A 16,635-nucleotide genomic window follows, 5' to 3' on the forward strand; every position below is an offset into this window, starting at 1 on the left:
CGATGCTGACCGCAGACCGCGAGAACACAGCGGATGCCGCGGCGACGCCGGGTCACGCTCCCTTGCTCGAATTCCGCAACGTCCGCATCGTCTATGACAATGCAATCGAAGCCATCCGCGACGTCTCGATCGCGGTGCCCGAAGGCGGCATCGTCGCCCTGCTCGGCTCCAACGGTGCCGGCAAGTCGACCCTTCTGAAAGCGATGTCCGGCATCCTCTATACCGAAGAAGGCGAGATCGAGAGCGGCGCGATCCGTTTCCAGAACGAGGACGTCCACCATCTGCCGCCCGACGTGCTGGTGCGGCGCGGCCTCGTGCAGGTGCCGGAAGGCCGCCGCGTCTTCCCGGCCCTGACCATCGACGAAAACCTGCAGATGGGCGGCTACACCAGGACGGCGGCAGAGGCGCGCGAGCGCCGCGACAAGGTCTTCGCGCTGTTCCCACGCCTGTTCGAGCGCCGCGACCAGATTGCCGGCTACATGTCCGGCGGCGAGCAGCAGATGCTCGCGATCGGCCGCGCGTTGATGACCGATCCGGTGCTGCTTGCGCTGGACGAACCCTCGCTCGGGCTCGCGCCGCTGATCATCGACCGCATCTACGAGGTCATCCTTCGTCTCCGCGACGAAATGAAGATGACCGTGCTGCTGGTCGAGCAGAACGCGCAGCGCGCGCTCGATATCGCCGATTATGGCTACATTCTCGAAACCGGCCGCGTCGTGCTCGACGGCACGGCCGGCAAGCTCACCGCCAACGAGGACGTCCAGGAATTCTATCTCGGCATCTCCGCCACCGGCCGCAAAAGCCTGCGCGAGGTCAAGCACTACAAGCGGCGCAAGCGGTGGCTGTCATGACCGCCTTGCTCACCGTCGACAATCTGAGCAAACGGTTTGGTGGCCTGCAGGCGGTTGCCGACGTCAGCCTGACCGTGGCCGCCGGCGAGATCTGCAGCGTGATCGGCCCGAACGGCGCCGGCAAGACCACCCTGTTCAACATGATCTCGGGCGTGCTGCGTCCGAGCAGCGGACGCATCAGTTTCGATGGGATCGACCTCGGCACCGTCTCGCCGTGGCGTTTCGCGGCCATCGGCATCGGCCGCACCTTCCAGAACCTGGCGCTGTTCAAGCACGGCACGGTGGTCGAGAACATCCTGACCGGCCGCCACACCCATCTGCGCTCGACCGTGCTGGATGCCGTCATTCACTTCGGCCGCACCCGCACCGAGGAAATCGCCGCGCGCCGGCATGTCGAGCGCATCATCGAATTTCTCGAGATCGAGCAGATCCGCGACGCCGTCGTCGGCACGCTGTCCTACGGCCAGCAAAAGCGCGTCGAGCTTGCCCGCGCGCTCGCCTGCGAGCCGAAACTGCTGCTGCTCGACGAGATGGTCTCCGGCATGAACCAGGAGGAGACCGAGGACATCGCCCGCTTCGTGCTCGATATCAGGGACGAGCTCGGCATCACCGTGCTGATGATCGAGCACGAGATGCGGATCGTGATGGACATCTCCGATCGCGTCCATGTCCTGAACTTCGGCCGCAAGATTGCCGAGGGCACGCCCGCCGAAATCCGCACCAGTCCTGCGGTCGCCGAGGCCTATCTCGGGCGTCAGCGGGCCGATCAAGCCGAGGGGATGAGCGCCTGATGTCGACCCTCGACACGCTGCGGACCGTCCATCCATCGGCGCAGGCGGAGACTGCGTCGGTAACGCGCGCTGACGCGGATCCGTTGCGAGATGCGCTGAAGGACGCCGCGATCACCGTCCCGCAGCTGCTGCGCCGCCGTGCGGCGATGCATGGCAACAAGCTCGCCTTGCGCGAGAAGGATTTCGGTATCTGGAATCCATACTCGTGGAGCCACTACTACCAGACGGCGCGCGCCGTCGCGCTCGGCCTGCTCGCGCTCGGCATCAAGCCGGGCGACCGCGTCGCCATTGCCGGCGAGAACACGCCCGAATGGTTCTATGCCGATCTCGGCGCGCAAATGATCGGCGCCGTCGCAGTCGGCATCTACCCGACCAATCCCTGGGTCGAGCTGCAATACATCGTCAGGCACAGCGGCGCCCGAATCGTCGTCACCGGCGACCAGGAGCAGACCGACAAGGTGCTCGATGCAATGGCCAACAATGGCGGCCTGCCCGCCCTCGAGGCGATCGTCTGCGTCGACATGAAGGGCATGCGGCACTACGAGCAGCCGAACCTGATGTCGTTCGAGAAGCTCTGCGAACTCGGCAGCGCGCATGCGCGCGAGGTGGCGGACGCCGAAGCGACGCTAGACCGCCTGATCACGCAGGCCTCGCCCGACGATGTCAGCATCATGGTCTACACGTCGGGCACCACGGGTCCGCCCAAGGGCGCGATGCTCACGCACCGCAACCTGGTCTACGCAGCCTACACCTATGCCGAGACGGTCGGCATCGCCGACAAGCCGTTCGAGGCCGTCAGCTACCTGCCGCTCTGCCACGTCGCCGAGCGCTGCTACGGCGAGGTCACGCATCTCGTGCTCGGCGGCACCGTCAGCTTCGCGGAATCGATCGACACGGTCGCGATCAACATCCGCGAGATCGCGCCGACCTTCTTCGTCGGCGTGCCGCGCATCTATGAGAAGCTGCAGCAGGGCTTCCTGTTCCGGCTCGGCGAAAGCGGCAAGCTGCGGCAGAATTTCACCCGGGCCTGCCTCGCCTGGGGCCGCAAGCTGTCGGACCGCCGGCAGGACGGAACGACGCGCTGGACCGACCGCCTCGCCTACGCGGCGCTCTACCTCCTGATGTTCCGCAACATCCAGCGTCATCTCGGCTTCGCCTATAGCCGGCACCGGCTGTGCGCCGGCGCGTCGATCTCACCGGAGACGCTGCGCTTCTTCGACATCGTCGGCCGGCCGGTCTCGCAGGGCTACGGCCTCACCGAGTCCGGCGGCGTCGCCTTCGTCCAGACCGGCAGTCATCACCGGCTCGGCGGCTGCGGCGTCCCGATGGCGGAGACCGAGTGGAAGCTCGACAACGACGGCGAGATCCTGCTGCGCAACCCCGGGGTCTTCAAGGGCTACTTCCTCGACGAGAAAGCCTCCACTGCATCGATCGAGCCGGACGGCTGGCTGCGCACCGGAGACATCGTCGAGGTGCTCGAGAACGGCGAGATCGCGGTGGTCGACCGCAAGAAGGCCATCATCATCACTGCCGGCGGCAAGAACATCGCGCCGTCGGAGATCGAGAACGCGCTGAAGGACTCCGAGTACATCAAGGAAGCGATCGTGGTCGGCGAGGCCAGGAAATATCTCGGCGCGATCGTCCAGGTCGACTATGAGAGCGTCGGCCGCTGGGCACGCGACCGCGCCTTGCCCTACACCAACTACAAATCGCTGTCGCAACTCGCCGAGGTCCATGAGCTGGTCGAGCGCGTGGTCAATGACACCAACAAGCGCTTCGCACGCGTCGAGAACATCAGGCGCTTTGCGATCCTGGAGAAGGAGCTCGATCACGACGACGGCGAGCTGACTGCCACCCAGAAGGTCCGGCGCGCCATGATCGAGAAGAAGTTCGCGCGCGAGCTCGCCCTCATCTATCCCGCGGAGGCCTGATGCAGTATTTCGTGCAGCTGCTGATATCCGGGCTCGCGATCGGTGCTATCTATGGCCTGATCGCGATGGGTTTTGCCGTGATCTACAAGTCGACCGGACTGGTCAATTTCGCCCAGGGCGAGATGACCATGATCGTGGCCTATATCGCATGGACCGTGTCCACGACGGTCAGCGGCAATATCTTCGTCGTTTCACTGGCCGCCATCCTCGCGGCCGTCGTTCTCGGCCTCGTGATCGAGCGTGTCGTGATGCGGCCGATGCTCGGCGAACCGGTCTTCGCCACCGTGATGGTGACGATCGGCCTTGCGGTGATCCTGCGCTCCTCGATCAATTTCATCTGGGACGCCTATCCGCACGGCCTCGACGTCGGCGTCGGCCGCGGCATCGTCCGGGTCGGCGGCATCGGCGTCCGCACCGGGCAGATCGCCGTGATCACGACGCTGTTGCTATTGCTCGCGGCGATCTGGGCGTTCTTCCGCTACAGCAAGACCGGCGTCGCGATGCGCGCCGTCGCCGCCGACGACCGCACGGCGCTGCTGATGGGCATCAGCGCCACAAAAGTCCACGCCCTCGCCTGGGCGGCCTCGTCGGTGATCGCAGGCATCGGCGGAGTGTTCTTCGCGCTGTCCTACGACCTGTCGCCGGCCATGTTCCAGCTCGGGCTGAAGGCGTTCCCGGCCACGATCCTCGGCGGCCTCGACGCCGTGATCGGCTCCGGCGTCGGCGGCCTCCTGATCGGCCTCACGGAGAATCTTGCCGGCGGCTACATCTCGTCCGGCATGAAGGAGGTCGCGGGCTTTGCGATGATCATCGTGGTGCTGATGATCCGCCCCTTCGGCCTGTTCGGCGAACGCGACATTGAGAGGGTCTAGAGCCATGCGCACCGGCGACTACAAGCAGACTTATGGCGAACTCGTCGCACTGGTCGATTCACCGCCGGTCTGGCTGTGGTCGGCGGTGCTCGTGTTGGCGCTGGTCGTCGCGCCCTACGTTCTGAATGCCTACGCGCTCTCGTTCCTGATCATCATCCTGATCACGATGGTGGGCGCGCTCGGCCTCAATATCCTCACCGGCTATACCGGCCTGATCTCGCTCGGGCATGTCGGCTTCCTCCTGACCGGCGCCTATGGCTACGCCGTGCTGGTCTCGAAATATCAGCTGCCGCCGCTGGTCGGCTTCCTCGGCGCCGGCATCGTCCCGGCGCTCGCCAGCCTGATCGTCGGCGCGCCCTCGCTGCGGCTGAAGGGGCTCTATCTCGCCATCACCACCCTCGCCTTCTCCTTCATCATCAACACGGTGATCCTGGAGGCGCGCTGGCTGACCAACGGGGCCCGCGGCATCGCGGTGCCGCGGCCGGAGATCCTCGGCCTCAGCTTCGAGAGCGACGCGGCCTTCACGTATCTCTGCCTCGCGACGGCGATATTGACGCTGTTCGCCACCCTCAACATCCGCCGCAGCCGGGTCGGCCGCGCCTTCGTCGCGATCCGCGACAACGACACCGCGGCGCGGGTGATGGGCATCAATCTGCACGCCTACAAGCTGCTGGCCTTCGTCACCAGCGCCTTCATCACCGGCATCGCCGGCGCGCTCTACGGCATCTATCTCTCCTTCGTGAACGTCGAGGGCTTTCCGTTCCTGCTCTCGATCGAGGCACTGGCGATCCTGATCGTCGGCGGTCTGGGCTCTGCCCTCGGCGCGGTGCTCGGCACGGTCCTGATCGTGCTGCTGCCCGAGGCGACCCGGCTCGTGTTCAGCCTGTTCAGCGCCCAGATGGACGCGATGTTCACGACCGGCGCGCAGGAGCTCAAGAGCATGCTCTACGGCCTCGTCATCATCCTGTTCCTGCGCTTTCAACCGCGCGGCCTGGTCGGCGTCTGGCATGATCTGAAGCGGACCTGGGTCAACTGGCCTCTGCGTTACTGAAACAACAAACAACACAATCACGATCAATGGGAGGAAGGACAATGCGAAACCATCTGGCGACTGTATCACTCCTCGCAGCCGCGCTGCTGTCCGGCAGCGCCCAGGCCGCCGATCCCGGCGTCACCGACACCGAAATCCTGATCGGCGACGTCGAGCCGCTGACGGGCCCGCCCGCACTGCTCGGAGTCGCGGCCTCGATCGGCCACAAGATCGCGATCGCGGAAGCCAACAACGCCGGCGGCATCAACGGCCGCAAGATCAAATATGTCCTGGAGGATGACGGCTACGTCACGGCGCGGACCATCCAGGGCGTCAAGAAGGTCATCGAAGTCGACAAGGTGTTCGCGATGCTCGGCATCTCCGGATCCGGCCAGTCGATCGCGGTGATGCCGGTGCTGGAGAAGTCCGGCATTCCGACGGTGATCGACGTCGCGCCGGTCAAGCTGCTCTGGGAGCCGGCGCGCAAGAATGTCTTCGTCGTCGGCCAATCCTACGAGGAAGGCATCATCCATCTCGTCAACTATCTCGCCGACAAGAACCCCGGCAAGACCTGGGGCCTGATCACCCAGGATGACGATTACGGCATCACCGTGCGCGACGGCTTCGATTCCGTGGTCAAGGCCAAGAAGCTGAAGGTGGTCTACAGCGGCAATTACAAGAAGGGCCAGCAGGACTTCTCGTCCGACATGCTGCAGCTCAAGGAGTCCAAGGCCGACGTATTCCTTGCCGGCGGCATCATCGCCGAGAACATCGCCATGATGAAGGAGCTCGAGAAGCTCAACGTCAAGCCGGTGACCGGCATCTTCTGGCCCGGCCGCATCGAGCCGGTGTTGAAGCTGATGGGTCCGGCCGGCGACGGCATCTACGCCGTCGACTATGTCGAGCCGTTCGCCGGTGAGGCCGGCAAGGCGTTCCTGGAAAAGGCCAAGCCGCTGGTCACCGAAGCCGAGTTCAAGGGCATCAACCGCTACACTATGACGGGCTATGCCGCGGCCAAGGTGCTGCTCGCGGCGATCGAGCGCTGCGGCAAGGCCGTGACCTGGGCCTGCACGATCTCAGAGCTGGAGAAAACCAAGAACGTCGAGACCGGCGTGATGGCGCCGATCAGCTTCGGTCCCGGCGTACGCTTCTCGAACCAGAAGCTGCAGATCATGCAGGCCGATGCGGCGACGCTCAGCTTCAAGCCGGTGCAATAGGTCCCCTCGCCCGGAACGCATCGGCCGATGCGTTCCGGCCGATGCTTCGCCTTGAAGTTCTTCGCCTTGGAGGACTTCGCCTTGGCGTTCGCAACCACGGGCGCCAAGGCGGCCTACGCCTGCCCGGGACAAGCCCGGGCATGACGAGTTGCTGGACGCAGCCGATGGCCGTCTACGACGCCCCGCAGCCCCTGCACAATTTCGGAATATTGGAATATTACCCCTGAGTTGCCCGACATGTCAAGTTGCCGCGTCGAACGCCGGCGGCCGAAAGCTACTTTGCATGGGGTTGTTTTCCACATATTGGCAGCGCGCCCCTGCGAGCGCTCTTGAGCGGCTCACATCCGCTTGGCAACTTCTTCCAGCATCACCTCGGTCGCGCCGCCGCCGATCGTGAGCACCCGCGCATCGCGCACCATGCGTTCGATCGCCGTGCCGCGCATGAAGCCGGTTCCGCCGTGCAGCTGCAGACAGCCATGCACGACCTCGTGCAGCACCTCTGGCGACAGCGCCTTCACCATCGAGACTTCGCGGAGGCACGGTTGCCCTGCCGCTGCGAGCTCGGCGGCATGGTAGGCGAGCTGCCGGGCGGCCGCGGCCTTGGCCGCGAGCTGCGCCAGCTTCAGCCGCACCGCCTGCTGGTTCCATAGCGGGCCCCCGAACGCCTGCCGGGTCTTCACATACTCCGTCGTCAACTCGATGGCCTTGGCCGATTCCCCGGCGCAGATGCCGCCGATGCAGATGCGCTCGTTCTGGAAGGTCTCCATGATGCCATAGAAGCCCTTGTTCTCCTCGCCGAGCAGGTTCTCGGCGGGGACGCGAACGTCCTGGAAGCCGAGCTCGGCGGTGTCGGAGCAGAGCCAGCCATGCTTGTCGAGCTTGCTCGCCGAGATGCCGGGCGTGTTGCGCTCGACAATGAACAGCGAGATGCCGCGGCTGCCCTTGGCCTGCGAATCGGTGCGCGCGGCGACGATCAGGATGTCGCCATAGACGGCGTTGGTGATGAACATCTTCGCGCCATTGATCACCCAGGAGTCTCCCTCCCGCCTCGCCCGGGTCTTCAGCCCGGCAACGTCGGAGCCGGCATCCGGCTCGGTGACGGCGATCGAGCAGATCGTCTCGCCACGAATGATCGCCGGCAGGTATTTCCGCTTCTGCTCCGGCGTACCGCGCAAGGTGATGTGGACGGCCGACATGTCGGAATGCACCAGGGTCGACGACGTGAAGCCGCCGAAGCTCGAGCGCCCCAGCTCTTCGGCGAACACCATCGAGGCAACCGGCCCCATATCGGTGCCGCCGTATTCGGCCTCGTGACGCATGCCGAGGAAGCCGAGCGCACCCATCTTGCGGAACACCTCGCGCGGGATCTTGCCGGCCCGCTCCCATTCCTCGCCATGCGGGATCACCTCCCGCTCGACGAAACGGCGCACCTGCTCGCGCAGCATCCTGAGCTCCTCGGAGAGCCCCGGCTGCTCGGAGAACTGGAATTCGGTCTCGCCGGATTGGCGCGGATCGGCTGGCATGAGGTTCATTGTGCGGCCTCCCCGGCCCTGATGTGGAGATGCTTGCGAAGGAAACCGCCAGCCGATGCGATCGCATCGCGCGCCTGTGGGATCTCCGGAAACATCTGAAACACGTGGATCATACCGGCAAAGACCTCGAGCGCCACATCGACGCCGGCGGCTTCCGCCTTCTGCGCAAACATCACTGAATCGTCCCGCACGGTCTCGCGGTCTCCCACCTGGATCAGCAGCGGCGGCAAGCCTGCAAGGTCGGCATACAATGGCGATGCCAATGGATGGCGTGGATCGCCGTCTTCACCCAAGTAATCCTTCGCCAGCGCCAGGATCATCTTCCGCTGATGGATCGGATCGGCCTCCGCGCGGCTCTGATAGCTCGCGCCGGTTGCGGCGAGATCAGTCCACGGCGACATCAGCACGGCAGCCGCTGGCAACGGCTGACCGCGATCGCGAAGCGCCAGCATCAACGCAAGCGCGAGATTGCCGCCGGCGGAATCTCCGGCCAGCGCAATCCCATCCGGCTTGAAGCCCTGATCCAGCAGGAACCCGTAGGCCGCCAATGCATCATCAAGCGCAGCAGGAAAACGATATTCCGGCGCCAGCCGATAGTTGATGGCGAGCACGGCGCAGCGGCTCGCATCGGCGAAACGCGCGATCAGGTCGCGATGCGACGTCACGGACCCCATTCGAAATCCGCCGCCGTGGAAATAAAGGATTGCCATGCCGACGGATGCATCGCGCGGCGTCAGCCATTCCGCCTCGACACCATCAGCGATCAGGCGCCCGCAGGCGACCGGCACCGCGCGGCTGCCGAAGGCCGCGTCCCAGTCACGCCGCATCTGCGCGACCGGTGTATCGCGGGTCCAACCGCGATAGACGGCGCGGAGCCGCGCGATGGCGCGATCGACCGGTGATTCCGCCGGTTCGCGCTCGCCCGCCATTGTCAGCCGCCCAGTCCCATGCCGCCGGACACGCCGAGCGTTTCGCCGGTGATGTAGCCGGCCTGGTCGGACGCAAGGAACAGCGCGGCCGACGCGACCTCCTCGGGCTCGCCCAGCCGCCGCAGCAGCGTTGCCTCCGTCATCGCGCGCAGCAGACGCTCGCCGCCGGTCGCGACCGCCTGCTCCAGCATCGGCGTGCGGATCGGCCCCGGCGCGATGCAATTTGCGGTGATGCCGAATCGGGCGTTCTCACGTGCCAGGCTCTTGGTGAACGCGATCACGCCGCCCTTGGCGGCCGAATAGACCGCGCCGCCCTTCGAGCCGAGCCGCGCCGCCTCCGAGGTGATGTTGATAATGCGGCCAAAGCCCGCCGCCTGCATCGCGGGCAGCACGGCCTGCGTGCAGGCCAGCACGCCGACAAGGTTGACGCCGATGAGTCGGGCCCAATCGGTCTCCGACGTCTCGGTGAAGAAGGCGTGCTGGTCGATGCCGGCATTGTTGACGAGAATGTCGAACGGCCCGTGTTGCCCGACCGCAGCGCGCACGGTTGCGGCGTCGCTGACGTCAAGCCCGATTGCGCGCGCCCCGATCCGTTCGGCAAGGAGCGGGCCCGCGGCGATATCGAGATCGGCGATCACGACCTGCGCGCCGGCGCTCGCGAAGCCGTGCGCAATGGCGGCGCCGATCCCCTGCGCGCCGCCGGTGACGAAGGCGCGCCTGCCATCGAGCCGGCCGAATGCGCGTTGGCCCGTCGCCGACACGGCTCAGCGTCCGGTAAAATGCGGCTTGCGCCGTTCGATCACTGCGGCAAGGCCTTCTCGGGCGTCCGCCGTGCCGGACAATTCGGCGACCGTGCGCGCCTCCTCCGAAAGGCACTGCTCGATCGATATGGCAGTGCCGGCCCACACCAGCCGCTTGGTCGCCGCAAGCGCCTTCGGCGCACCGGCCGCCAATTCCCTCGCCAACGCCAACGAAGCATCGGCGAGTTCGTCGTCAGGGACGACCTTGGTGACGATGCCGAGCTGCAGCGCTTCGGTTGCCGGAATAACCGGATTGGTCAGCAGGATCGACATCGCGCGGCGCAGCCCGACCAGCCGCGACAGCGTGACGGAGACGCCGGCATCCGGCGCCATCGCCACGCGCGTTGCACCGGCAAGGAACTTCGCCGACTCGGCGGCGATCACGATGTCAGACGCGCAAACCAGCCCGAAGCCGCCGCCGCCGGCGGCAAATCCCTGCACCGAAGCGATGACCGGCGCTTCCAGACGCAGCAGCCCGGTCACGGCGTTCTGCAGATAGGCGGTGGCCTGACGGATGTAGTCGGGCAGCCTCTCGCCCTTGGACGCAAAGGCCCGGACATCGCCACCGGCACAGAAATTGGCACCCTCGCCCGAGAGCAGCACCACGCGCAAATCCGGATGCCCATGGCAGACCATGATCGCATCGCACAGCGCGCGCAGCAGCTCGACGCTCATGCCGTTCGCGGCGTCCGGGCGATTGAGGCGCAGCCGCGCGATGCCGTCGGTGATATCGAGCAGTACCGGTCCCTTGTCGATCACAGCGTAAGCCTCCTTCGCCTTCGTTTGCGCATGATCCTTCCGGAAAACCGGTTCCCATTTTTCCGGATCATGCGCTAGACCAGGAACGATAGCGTGTAGATGGCCTTGCCGTTGTTGACGAGCGTCACCTTCTTGTAGGCCATCCGCAACTCGCCATCGACGTAACGCAGCCGGTAGTCGTTGCGGGCCGCCCACAAGGTGTCGTCGCGCAGACTGGACTCGAAGATCATGCTGTTGCTGGCAACGGCGATATCCTCGCCCGCCTCTTCGTCCATCAGCTCAATGTTCGAAATCAGCCGGCGCAGGTTCGATTGCGGCGTCTGGGTGTAATGCTTGCCGCTCATCAATTGCCGCACGCGCAGCGCGATCCGCGAGCGGTTGTCGTAGATGATCGACATCTCCTTCTCGGGATCGATGTCGGCCCCGTTGGCCGGCACCCAGTAGACGCCGTCCTCGGTCCAGAGCTTCTCCCACGCCTCGTATTGGTGCTCGTCCTGCAGCCGCGCCTCGCGGTAGAGGAACGCAGTGACGGCGGCCAACAGCGTGGCGCTGCTCTCGCGCGACAGCATCAGACCGGCTCCATCAGCTTGCGGTAATGATCCCAGATGCCGCGCGAGGGAACCTCGTCGGTGACATGACCGACGGTAAAGCCGAGCTCGTCGCGCCGCTCGCGCTTCTCGCCGCGCCCGAGATAGACCCATTCGGGATTGCGCGCCTGCACGCCGCGGTGACAGCGTTCATACATCTCGGAATCGTCGGCGAGCAGGAAGCCGGCCGGCCCGACCGACCCCATGGTCTGCTGCCGCAGCCGCCGATTGAGGTCCGGCGCGCCCTTGAACTGCAGCGCCGTGACGTGCTGCACGCTGTCGTCGACAGCGAGCGGCTGGATCACGAACATCTGGATTTCCGCGATGAAGAGGTTCGGGAAGATCATGACATGCGGCGTGCCGTCGATCATGATCTCGCGCGCGGTCTTGTCCCCGTAGGCAGCCTTCATGCGCGCCGCATAATCCGGCAGCCGGTCCTCCGCGGTGCCGAACCAGCTCAGCGGCTGATCGCGCTTGCGGAATTCCGGGCGCAGGTCGATCTCGGTATGGCCGTTGCCGTAATCGCGCGTCAGTGCCGTCGACGCGCCGCCATAGAGCTTGCCGATCGCGCTGTCGGCGACGCCGAAGATCGACGTGTGAACGAATGCCGGGTGATAGCCGTCGCATTCGTTTTCCAGAATGAACTTCCAGTTCGCCTTGACGCGGTGCTTGAGAAAGCCCGCGGTAATCTCGACCTCGCCTTCCGGCGAGGTGCGGACCAGCCGGTCGATCGTCTCGGCCGCACCGCCGAGATGCTGCTTCAGCGTCGGGCCTTCGGCGGCGAAGGAGCCGAAGATGAAACCGCGATAGGACTCCATCCGCGTGACGCGCGCGAGCGAGAGTCCCGCGCGGTCCTGCCCCTCATAGCCGTCCGGAAAGGCATAGCCGACCAGGCGACCATCGTTGGCGAAGGTCCAGGCGTGGAACGGACAGGTGAAGGAGCGCGCATTGCCTCGGTCGAACGAGCAGACCTGATTGGCACGATGCGAACAGCGGTTGAGCAGGAGATGGATCTTGCCGGCTTCATCGCGCGTCATGATGATGGATTGCGGACCGATCGACTTCACGACGTAGTCGTTCGCGTTCGGCACCTCGCTCTCATGCCCGACATAGACCCAGGTGCGGTACCAGATCTGCTCGAGCTCGGCCGCGAAGACCGCGGGATCGGTGTACAGCGAGCCGTGCACCCGGTCGCGCCGGATCAAGCCATCCCACTGCGGCGCGCGCATTGCGACGTTCATCGCCTCCTCCCGCCTCTAAGGGTCCAAGCAGCCTCAGCTACACCGATCAAATAATAATCCGACCGGCCGTTTAGATAATAGCACAGGCGGTTGCGGCCGCAAGCCCTGTTTTGGGCTCTCCGGCGCCTGCCGATTTATGGCGTCGTCGCCTCTGCCGTGACGTTTGGCGCGGCATCGAGATATTTTGCAGGCCTATCGATGCGCCCATTTTTCGCGCGACCAAAGCCCGGCGCGAACTTGCAACATATCTGCATGCCTATTCGTCAGTGCCCCAAACCGGATCCGCAGCGCTGCGGGTGTTGAAGCACTATCTCCGTCTCGGTACATAGCAATGCCATGACGTTTGCGGTCATGAGCAACGCCGGAGATCAAGACTCCATGAACAGTCCTGCCTTCACCCGCGCGCACCGGCCAGTGAACGGTTGCCGCGCGACTTGCTCCACCGTGAGACCAGGACGGCGGTAGCGGCGCCGTTTGTGCCGGAGGCAAGGAAGGTATGGCCGTCGATCAAGCGCCGATACGTGAGCTGGCCAAGCGCGAGCTGAGGAACCTGTTCTCGCTGGATGCGCGGCTCGTCGACGAGCTCGAATGCACGTTCTCCGTGCTGCTGGCGATCCTGTTTGCGCATGCCATTGGCGTTGCCAACGTGTCGTGGGCTGCCTATTCCGGCTACATGGTGATGCGCGGCCACGTGGCCGAAAGCACCCTGCGCGGTGTGCTGCGGATTCTCGGGACCTGCGCCGGCGCCGGGATTGCCGTCGTCCTGACGCCGCTGGTCCTCGATCACGTGACGGCCCAAATGCTGGCGAGCGCGGCGATCGGGGGCACGATGCTCTACGCGGCGCTCACCGCCAGGCGGGCCTATGCATGGCTTTTCGTCGGCATCACCTTCGAGATGATCCTGCTCGACAAGGTTCAACATCGCGAGCTCGCCGTCACGACCTTCGCGCTGACCCGGGTGGCCGAGGTGATCGCCGGGACGTCGGCCTGCGTCATCGTGAGTGCGCTGTCGACGTTGACGGCGCGCCGATACTGGCCGGCGCCCGCGCCGGCTGCCGTCGCCCGGTTCGGCTGGCATCCCGACGCTGCTCGCCATGCCGCGCAGGGTGCCATCGCCCTCGGCGTATTGCCGTGCCTTGCGCTTCTTGGACTGCCCGAACTGTCGCAGAGCAGCATCACCATCCTGGCCGTGATGCTGGTTCCCGTTGCGAGCGTCGGACGCAGCGGTCTCGTGCCGGTCAGCCGCCGATTGCTCTATCGCACGCTCGGCTGCGTGGCCGGATGCCTGTTTGCAGCGCTCGTTCTGTTCGCGTCGTCATCCCATGCGTCCGTGGTCATTCTGATCCTGGGCACCCTCGTCGGCGTGATCGTCGGCCGTCACATCGAGAACGGAGGCACAGCCATCGCCTATGCCGGCACGCAGTTCGTGCTGGTCGTGCTCGTCGCGCTGGTCCCGGATAGCTACGCCCAGATGCGGATCGACCCTGCCCTGGAGCGGCTGAGCGGCATCCTGATGGGCCTCGTCGTGCTCGAGCCGGTGTTGCTGGCCTGGCATCTGGTTGCGCCGAGCCGCGAACCTCCCCGCGAGCAGGCAGCATCGACGAACGAGGGAGAGTGATCCCGGCGCGGTCCGGCCTTTGGCTTGTATTCGTCGCTCGATGCTCGCGCTATTCGGCCGCGAACGCGCCGTATCTGGCTTCGTGCAGGATCACGCCTGAGAGCGCGTCGAACTCGCCGACCCAGGGCTTGCGCGCCAGCACCGCCCTGGTGTGCGCGTAGCCGGCGTCCCAGCGCTGCCTGATGCCGGCCGCGCTGAAGTCGACGTCCTTGGTATGATCCTCACGCGTTAGCTGCGGCGCCAGCAGTTGCACCACATGCATCCGCGTCTGGCAGCCATAGCTCATCAATTCCCTGACCTCGGGCAGGCCGAGGTCGGCTTCCGGCAACCTCGCCGCAAGCTCGTTGATGACGTGGCGCAAGCGATGGGTCTGCTGATGGCGCGTGATCTGGCTGGCGATCCGGCTCGAATACTGCACGTCCTTGTAGCGGTTGAGCACCTCGGCCATGGTCGCCGGCTCGCCGCCCAGCGGATTCCACAGGTGAACCGTGAAGATCAGCGAGTCCCGCCGCGGATTGTCGTCGAATACCACTTCGGTCGGCGTGTTGGAGAGGATGCCGCCGTCCCAGTACAGTTCGCCGTCGATGCGCACCGCAGGAAACGCGGGAGGCAGCGCGCCCGACGCCATGATGTGCCTCGCGTCGAGCTTGCAGCGTCCGCTGTCGAAATAGGTCATCTGGCTGGTCCGCACATGCGCGGTACCGACCGTCAGGCGCGGGCGCCCCTGGTTGATGCGTTCGAAGTTCACGAGTTCGCCGAGCGTGGCTTCGAGCGGCGTCGTGGAATAATAGCCGGCGCGATCGGCGCCGAGCGGAAAGCCGTTGCCCGCATAGGCGAACGGATTGGGTGTGAAGAAACCGGCAATGCCTTGGGTAAGCGTCGCCCAGTAGGACCAGTTGCCATGTGCTCCCGAGAACGCGCTCCCGATATCCCAGCCGGATGGCCGCTGCATGCGGCTCCAGAATTCGTTCAGCCGCGCCAGGCGGTCCTGCGACGCGTTCCCGGCGATCAGGCTGGCGTTGATCGCGCCGATCGACGTCCCGACGATCCAATCGGGTTCAATGCCGGCTTCATGCAGCGCCTGATAGACACCCGCCTGATATGATCCGAGCGCCCCGCCGCCCTGCAGCACCAGCACGACCTGACCGGGCAGTGCGCCCGGCGCGTTGCGCGGGAAATCCCGGATACCGGCAGATTTCGTCGGTCGCTCCATTCAAGGCCTCCTGCTGTGATGTCCGGTTTGCGCGCCCGCCGTGGCTGATTGAATGCGTTGCGCGGTCCTGTCAATCGTACAGCGCCCGGCGCGGCCCGCTTGTTCATACCGGCGTGAACGCGATCATCACCGCACGCCATCGTCAACCGGATCTATCGAGACATGGCCAATTGTCGCCGATCGTGGCAAACAGGCCCGGCGATACGCTCATTCCGGCGGAGAATAGCATGGACCGGCTGGCGGCGATGGAGACCTTCGTGCGGGTTGTCGAGACCGGCTCCTTCTCTGGCGCGGCCCGGCAGCTTCGGGTCGGCCAGCCCGCGGTCTCGAAATCCGTTGCGCAGCTCGAGGAGTATCTCGGGGTCAGGCTGCTGATCCGCTCGACCCGCGGGCTGACCCCGACGGAGGCCGGCCTCGGCTATCTCGATCGCGCCAGACGGGCGCTCGAGGAGGCGGCCGAAGCCGAGCTCGCCGCACGCGGCGCGAGCGCCGACCTCAAGGGACGCTTGCGGATCTGCGCCGCGGTCACCTTCGCCCGCCTTCACCTCATCCCGATGCTGCCGAAATTCCTCGCGCAGAATCCGGAGCTGGAGCTCGAGGTCGTGCTCGACGACCGCCAGATCGACCTCGTGCAGGAGGGCATCGATGTGGCGTTGCGGATGGGCAGGATGACGGATTCGACGCTGACAGCGCGCCGTATCGCCCGATGCAAGCGCCTGGTGCTGGGCACGACGGCCTATTTCAAGCGTGCCGGCACGCCGGCCACGCCGAGCGAGCTGAGCCGGCACCAGGCCGTGATCTATCTCCGCGAAGGCAGCGTGTGGTCGTTCCGGCGCGAGAGCACGGAGCTGGCCGTCACCGTGCAAAGCCGGCTGCGGGTGACCGCTGCGGAAGGTGTTCGAGCCGCGGTGCTCGCCGATGCAGGCATCGCCATCGCGTCCGAGTGGATGTTCAGCCCCGAGCTGCAATCGGGCGCAGTGCGCGCGGTGCTGCCGGAGTGGAGCCTGCCGGCGCTCGATCTATGGGCCGTGCTGCCGACCGGACGCGCCGCGACGGCGAAGGCACGCGCCTTCGTCAGCTTCTTCGAGCGCACGTTCAACATGTGACGATGCCGGCCGGCAGTCGCGCCGTCCTGAGCGACTCCCGATCGCGCGCCACATTTATTCCGTCGAGGAATAATCGCTAGTCCGACGGCCTCGCTACCCGCCGTGACGGTCTCCTCTACTTTCCTTCGCGTGACGAACGGACGGCGCCGCCGTCCCTC

General features: G+C 65.6%; 15 protein-coding genes. 8 read left to right on the forward strand and 7 right to left on the reverse strand.

The genetic code is table 11. From position 1 onward, the window contains the following. Window positions 1–2 precede the first annotated feature (2 nt). Genes JQ633_RS31865 through JQ633_RS31890 form a run of 6 tightly spaced genes read left to right on the forward strand, consistent with a single transcriptional unit; the run spans window position 3 to window position 6,692 of the window. The gene (locus tag JQ633_RS31865) at window positions 3–851 is read left to right on the forward strand and encodes an ABC transporter ATP-binding protein (RefSeq protein WP_211989680.1); all 849 of its coding nucleotides are present in this window, start codon (window positions 3–5) and stop codon (window positions 849–851) included. Next, window positions 848–1,642 (forward strand): ABC transporter ATP-binding protein, encoded by a 795-nt coding sequence (locus JQ633_RS31870; RefSeq protein ID WP_211989682.1) that lies wholly within the window; start codon window positions 848–850, stop codon window positions 1,640–1,642. Before JQ633_RS31865 ends, JQ633_RS31870 begins: the two co-directional genes overlap by 4 nt. Next, window positions 1,642–3,573, forward strand: a complete 1,932-nt coding sequence (locus tag JQ633_RS31875) for an AMP-dependent synthetase/ligase (protein WP_211989684.1) — start codon at window positions 1,642–1,644, stop codon at window positions 3,571–3,573. The genes JQ633_RS31870 and JQ633_RS31875 overlap by 1 nt, the downstream gene beginning before the upstream one ends. Further along, on the forward strand, window positions 3,573–4,445 hold the full coding sequence (locus JQ633_RS31880) for a branched-chain amino acid ABC transporter permease (protein WP_211989685.1): 873 nt from the start codon (window positions 3,573–3,575) through the stop codon (window positions 4,443–4,445). The genes JQ633_RS31875 and JQ633_RS31880 overlap by 1 nt, the downstream gene beginning before the upstream one ends. A 4-nt stretch (window positions 4,446–4,449) precedes the next feature. Next, on the forward strand, window positions 4,450–5,496 hold the full coding sequence (locus JQ633_RS31885) for a branched-chain amino acid ABC transporter permease (protein WP_211989686.1): 1,047 nt from the start codon (window positions 4,450–4,452) through the stop codon (window positions 5,494–5,496). Between the two features lie 41 nt (window positions 5,497–5,537). Then, entirely contained in the window at window positions 5,538–6,692 is a 1,155-nt protein-coding gene (locus JQ633_RS31890) for an ABC transporter substrate-binding protein (RefSeq protein ID WP_211989687.1), read from the forward strand. Between the two features lie 338 nt (window positions 6,693–7,030). Here the strand turns inward: JQ633_RS31890 and JQ633_RS31895 are convergent, their stop codons facing one another. The 6 genes from JQ633_RS31895 to JQ633_RS31920 form a co-directional block, all read right to left on the reverse strand. Continuing rightward, the gene (locus JQ633_RS31895) at window positions 7,031–8,224 is read right to left on the reverse strand and encodes an acyl-CoA dehydrogenase family protein (RefSeq protein WP_211989688.1); all 1,194 of its coding nucleotides are present in this window, start codon (window positions 8,222–8,224) and stop codon (window positions 7,031–7,033) included. Then, entirely contained in the window at window positions 8,221–9,012 is a 792-nt protein-coding gene (locus JQ633_RS31900) for an alpha/beta hydrolase (RefSeq protein WP_349631643.1), read from the reverse strand. Before JQ633_RS31900 ends, JQ633_RS31895 begins: the two co-directional genes overlap by 4 nt. A 143-nt stretch (window positions 9,013–9,155) precedes the next feature. Beyond that, the gene (locus JQ633_RS31905) at window positions 9,156–9,914 is read right to left on the reverse strand and encodes an SDR family NAD(P)-dependent oxidoreductase (RefSeq protein WP_211989694.1); all 759 of its coding nucleotides are present in this window, start codon (window positions 9,912–9,914) and stop codon (window positions 9,156–9,158) included. 3 nt (window positions 9,915–9,917) lie between these two features. Next, a complete protein-coding gene (locus JQ633_RS31910; RefSeq protein WP_211989695.1) occupies window positions 9,918–10,712 on the reverse strand; it encodes an enoyl-CoA hydratase/isomerase family protein in 795 nt (264 codons plus the stop codon). A 74-nt stretch (window positions 10,713–10,786) separates the two neighbouring features. Next, complete coding sequence (locus JQ633_RS31915) at window positions 10,787–11,281, reverse strand: aromatic-ring-hydroxylating dioxygenase subunit beta (RefSeq protein WP_211989699.1); 495 nt, start codon at window positions 11,279–11,281, stop codon at window positions 10,787–10,789. Beyond that, a complete protein-coding gene (locus tag JQ633_RS31920) occupies window positions 11,281–12,540 on the reverse strand; it encodes an aromatic ring-hydroxylating oxygenase subunit alpha (protein ID WP_211989701.1) in 1,260 nt (419 codons plus the stop codon). The genes JQ633_RS31915 and JQ633_RS31920 overlap by 1 nt, the downstream gene beginning before the upstream one ends. A gap of 496 nt (window positions 12,541–13,036) precedes the next feature. Between JQ633_RS31920 and JQ633_RS31925 the strand changes: the two genes are divergently transcribed. Further along, complete coding sequence (locus JQ633_RS31925) at window positions 13,037–14,158, forward strand: FUSC family protein (RefSeq protein WP_211989702.1); 1,122 nt, start codon at window positions 13,037–13,039, stop codon at window positions 14,156–14,158. Window positions 14,159–14,207: 49 nt separating this feature from the next. Here JQ633_RS31925 and JQ633_RS31930 read toward each other — a convergent pair whose 3' ends face one another. Continuing rightward, entirely contained in the window at window positions 14,208–15,371 is a 1,164-nt protein-coding gene (locus JQ633_RS31930) for a patatin-like phospholipase family protein (RefSeq protein WP_211989704.1), read from the reverse strand. A gap of 227 nt (window positions 15,372–15,598) precedes the next feature. Between JQ633_RS31930 and JQ633_RS31935 the strand changes: the two genes are divergently transcribed. Further along, window positions 15,599–16,477: a LysR family transcriptional regulator gene (locus tag JQ633_RS31935; protein ID WP_211989706.1), complete on the forward strand. Its 879-nt coding sequence runs from the start codon at window positions 15,599–15,601 to the stop codon at window positions 16,475–16,477. The last annotated feature ends 158 nt before the right edge of the window (window positions 16,478–16,635 follow it).

The organism is Bradyrhizobium tropiciagri (assembly GCF_018130505.1).
GTDB classification, from domain to species: Bacteria; Pseudomonadota; Alphaproteobacteria; order Rhizobiales; family Xanthobacteraceae; genus Bradyrhizobium; species Bradyrhizobium tropiciagri_B.

Bases quoted from the DNA above. Each gene is read 5' to 3' on its own strand.
- JQ633_RS31890 (WP_211989687.1), top strand. From the start codon at position 5,538: ATGCGAAACCATCTGGCGACTGTATCACTCCTCGCAGCCGCGCTGCTG.
- JQ633_RS31865 (WP_211989680.1), top strand. From the start codon at position 3: ATGCTGACCGCAGACCGCGAGAACACAGCGGATGCCGCGGCGACGCCG.
- JQ633_RS31930 (WP_211989704.1), bottom strand. From the start codon at position 15,371: ATGGAGCGACCGACGAAATCTGCCGGTATCCGGGATTTCCCGCGCAAC.
- JQ633_RS31915 (WP_211989699.1), bottom strand. From the start codon at position 11,281: ATGCTGTCGCGCGAGAGCAGCGCCACGCTGTTGGCCGCCGTCACTGCG.
- JQ633_RS31875 (WP_211989684.1), top strand. From the start codon at position 1,642: ATGTCGACCCTCGACACGCTGCGGACCGTCCATCCATCGGCGCAGGCG.
- JQ633_RS31880 (WP_211989685.1), top strand. From the start codon at position 3,573: ATGCAGTATTTCGTGCAGCTGCTGATATCCGGGCTCGCGATCGGTGCT.
- JQ633_RS31925 (WP_211989702.1), top strand. From the start codon at position 13,037: ATGGCCGTCGATCAAGCGCCGATACGTGAGCTGGCCAAGCGCGAGCTG.
- JQ633_RS31920 (WP_211989701.1), bottom strand. From the start codon at position 12,540: ATGAACGTCGCAATGCGCGCGCCGCAGTGGGATGGCTTGATCCGGCGC.
- JQ633_RS31870 (WP_211989682.1), top strand. From the start codon at position 848: ATGACCGCCTTGCTCACCGTCGACAATCTGAGCAAACGGTTTGGTGGC.
- JQ633_RS31895 (WP_211989688.1), bottom strand. From the start codon at position 8,224: ATGAACCTCATGCCAGCCGATCCGCGCCAATCCGGCGAGACCGAATTC.
- JQ633_RS31935 (WP_211989706.1), top strand. From the start codon at position 15,599: ATGGACCGGCTGGCGGCGATGGAGACCTTCGTGCGGGTTGTCGAGACC.
- JQ633_RS31885 (WP_211989686.1), top strand. From the start codon at position 4,450: ATGCGCACCGGCGACTACAAGCAGACTTATGGCGAACTCGTCGCACTG.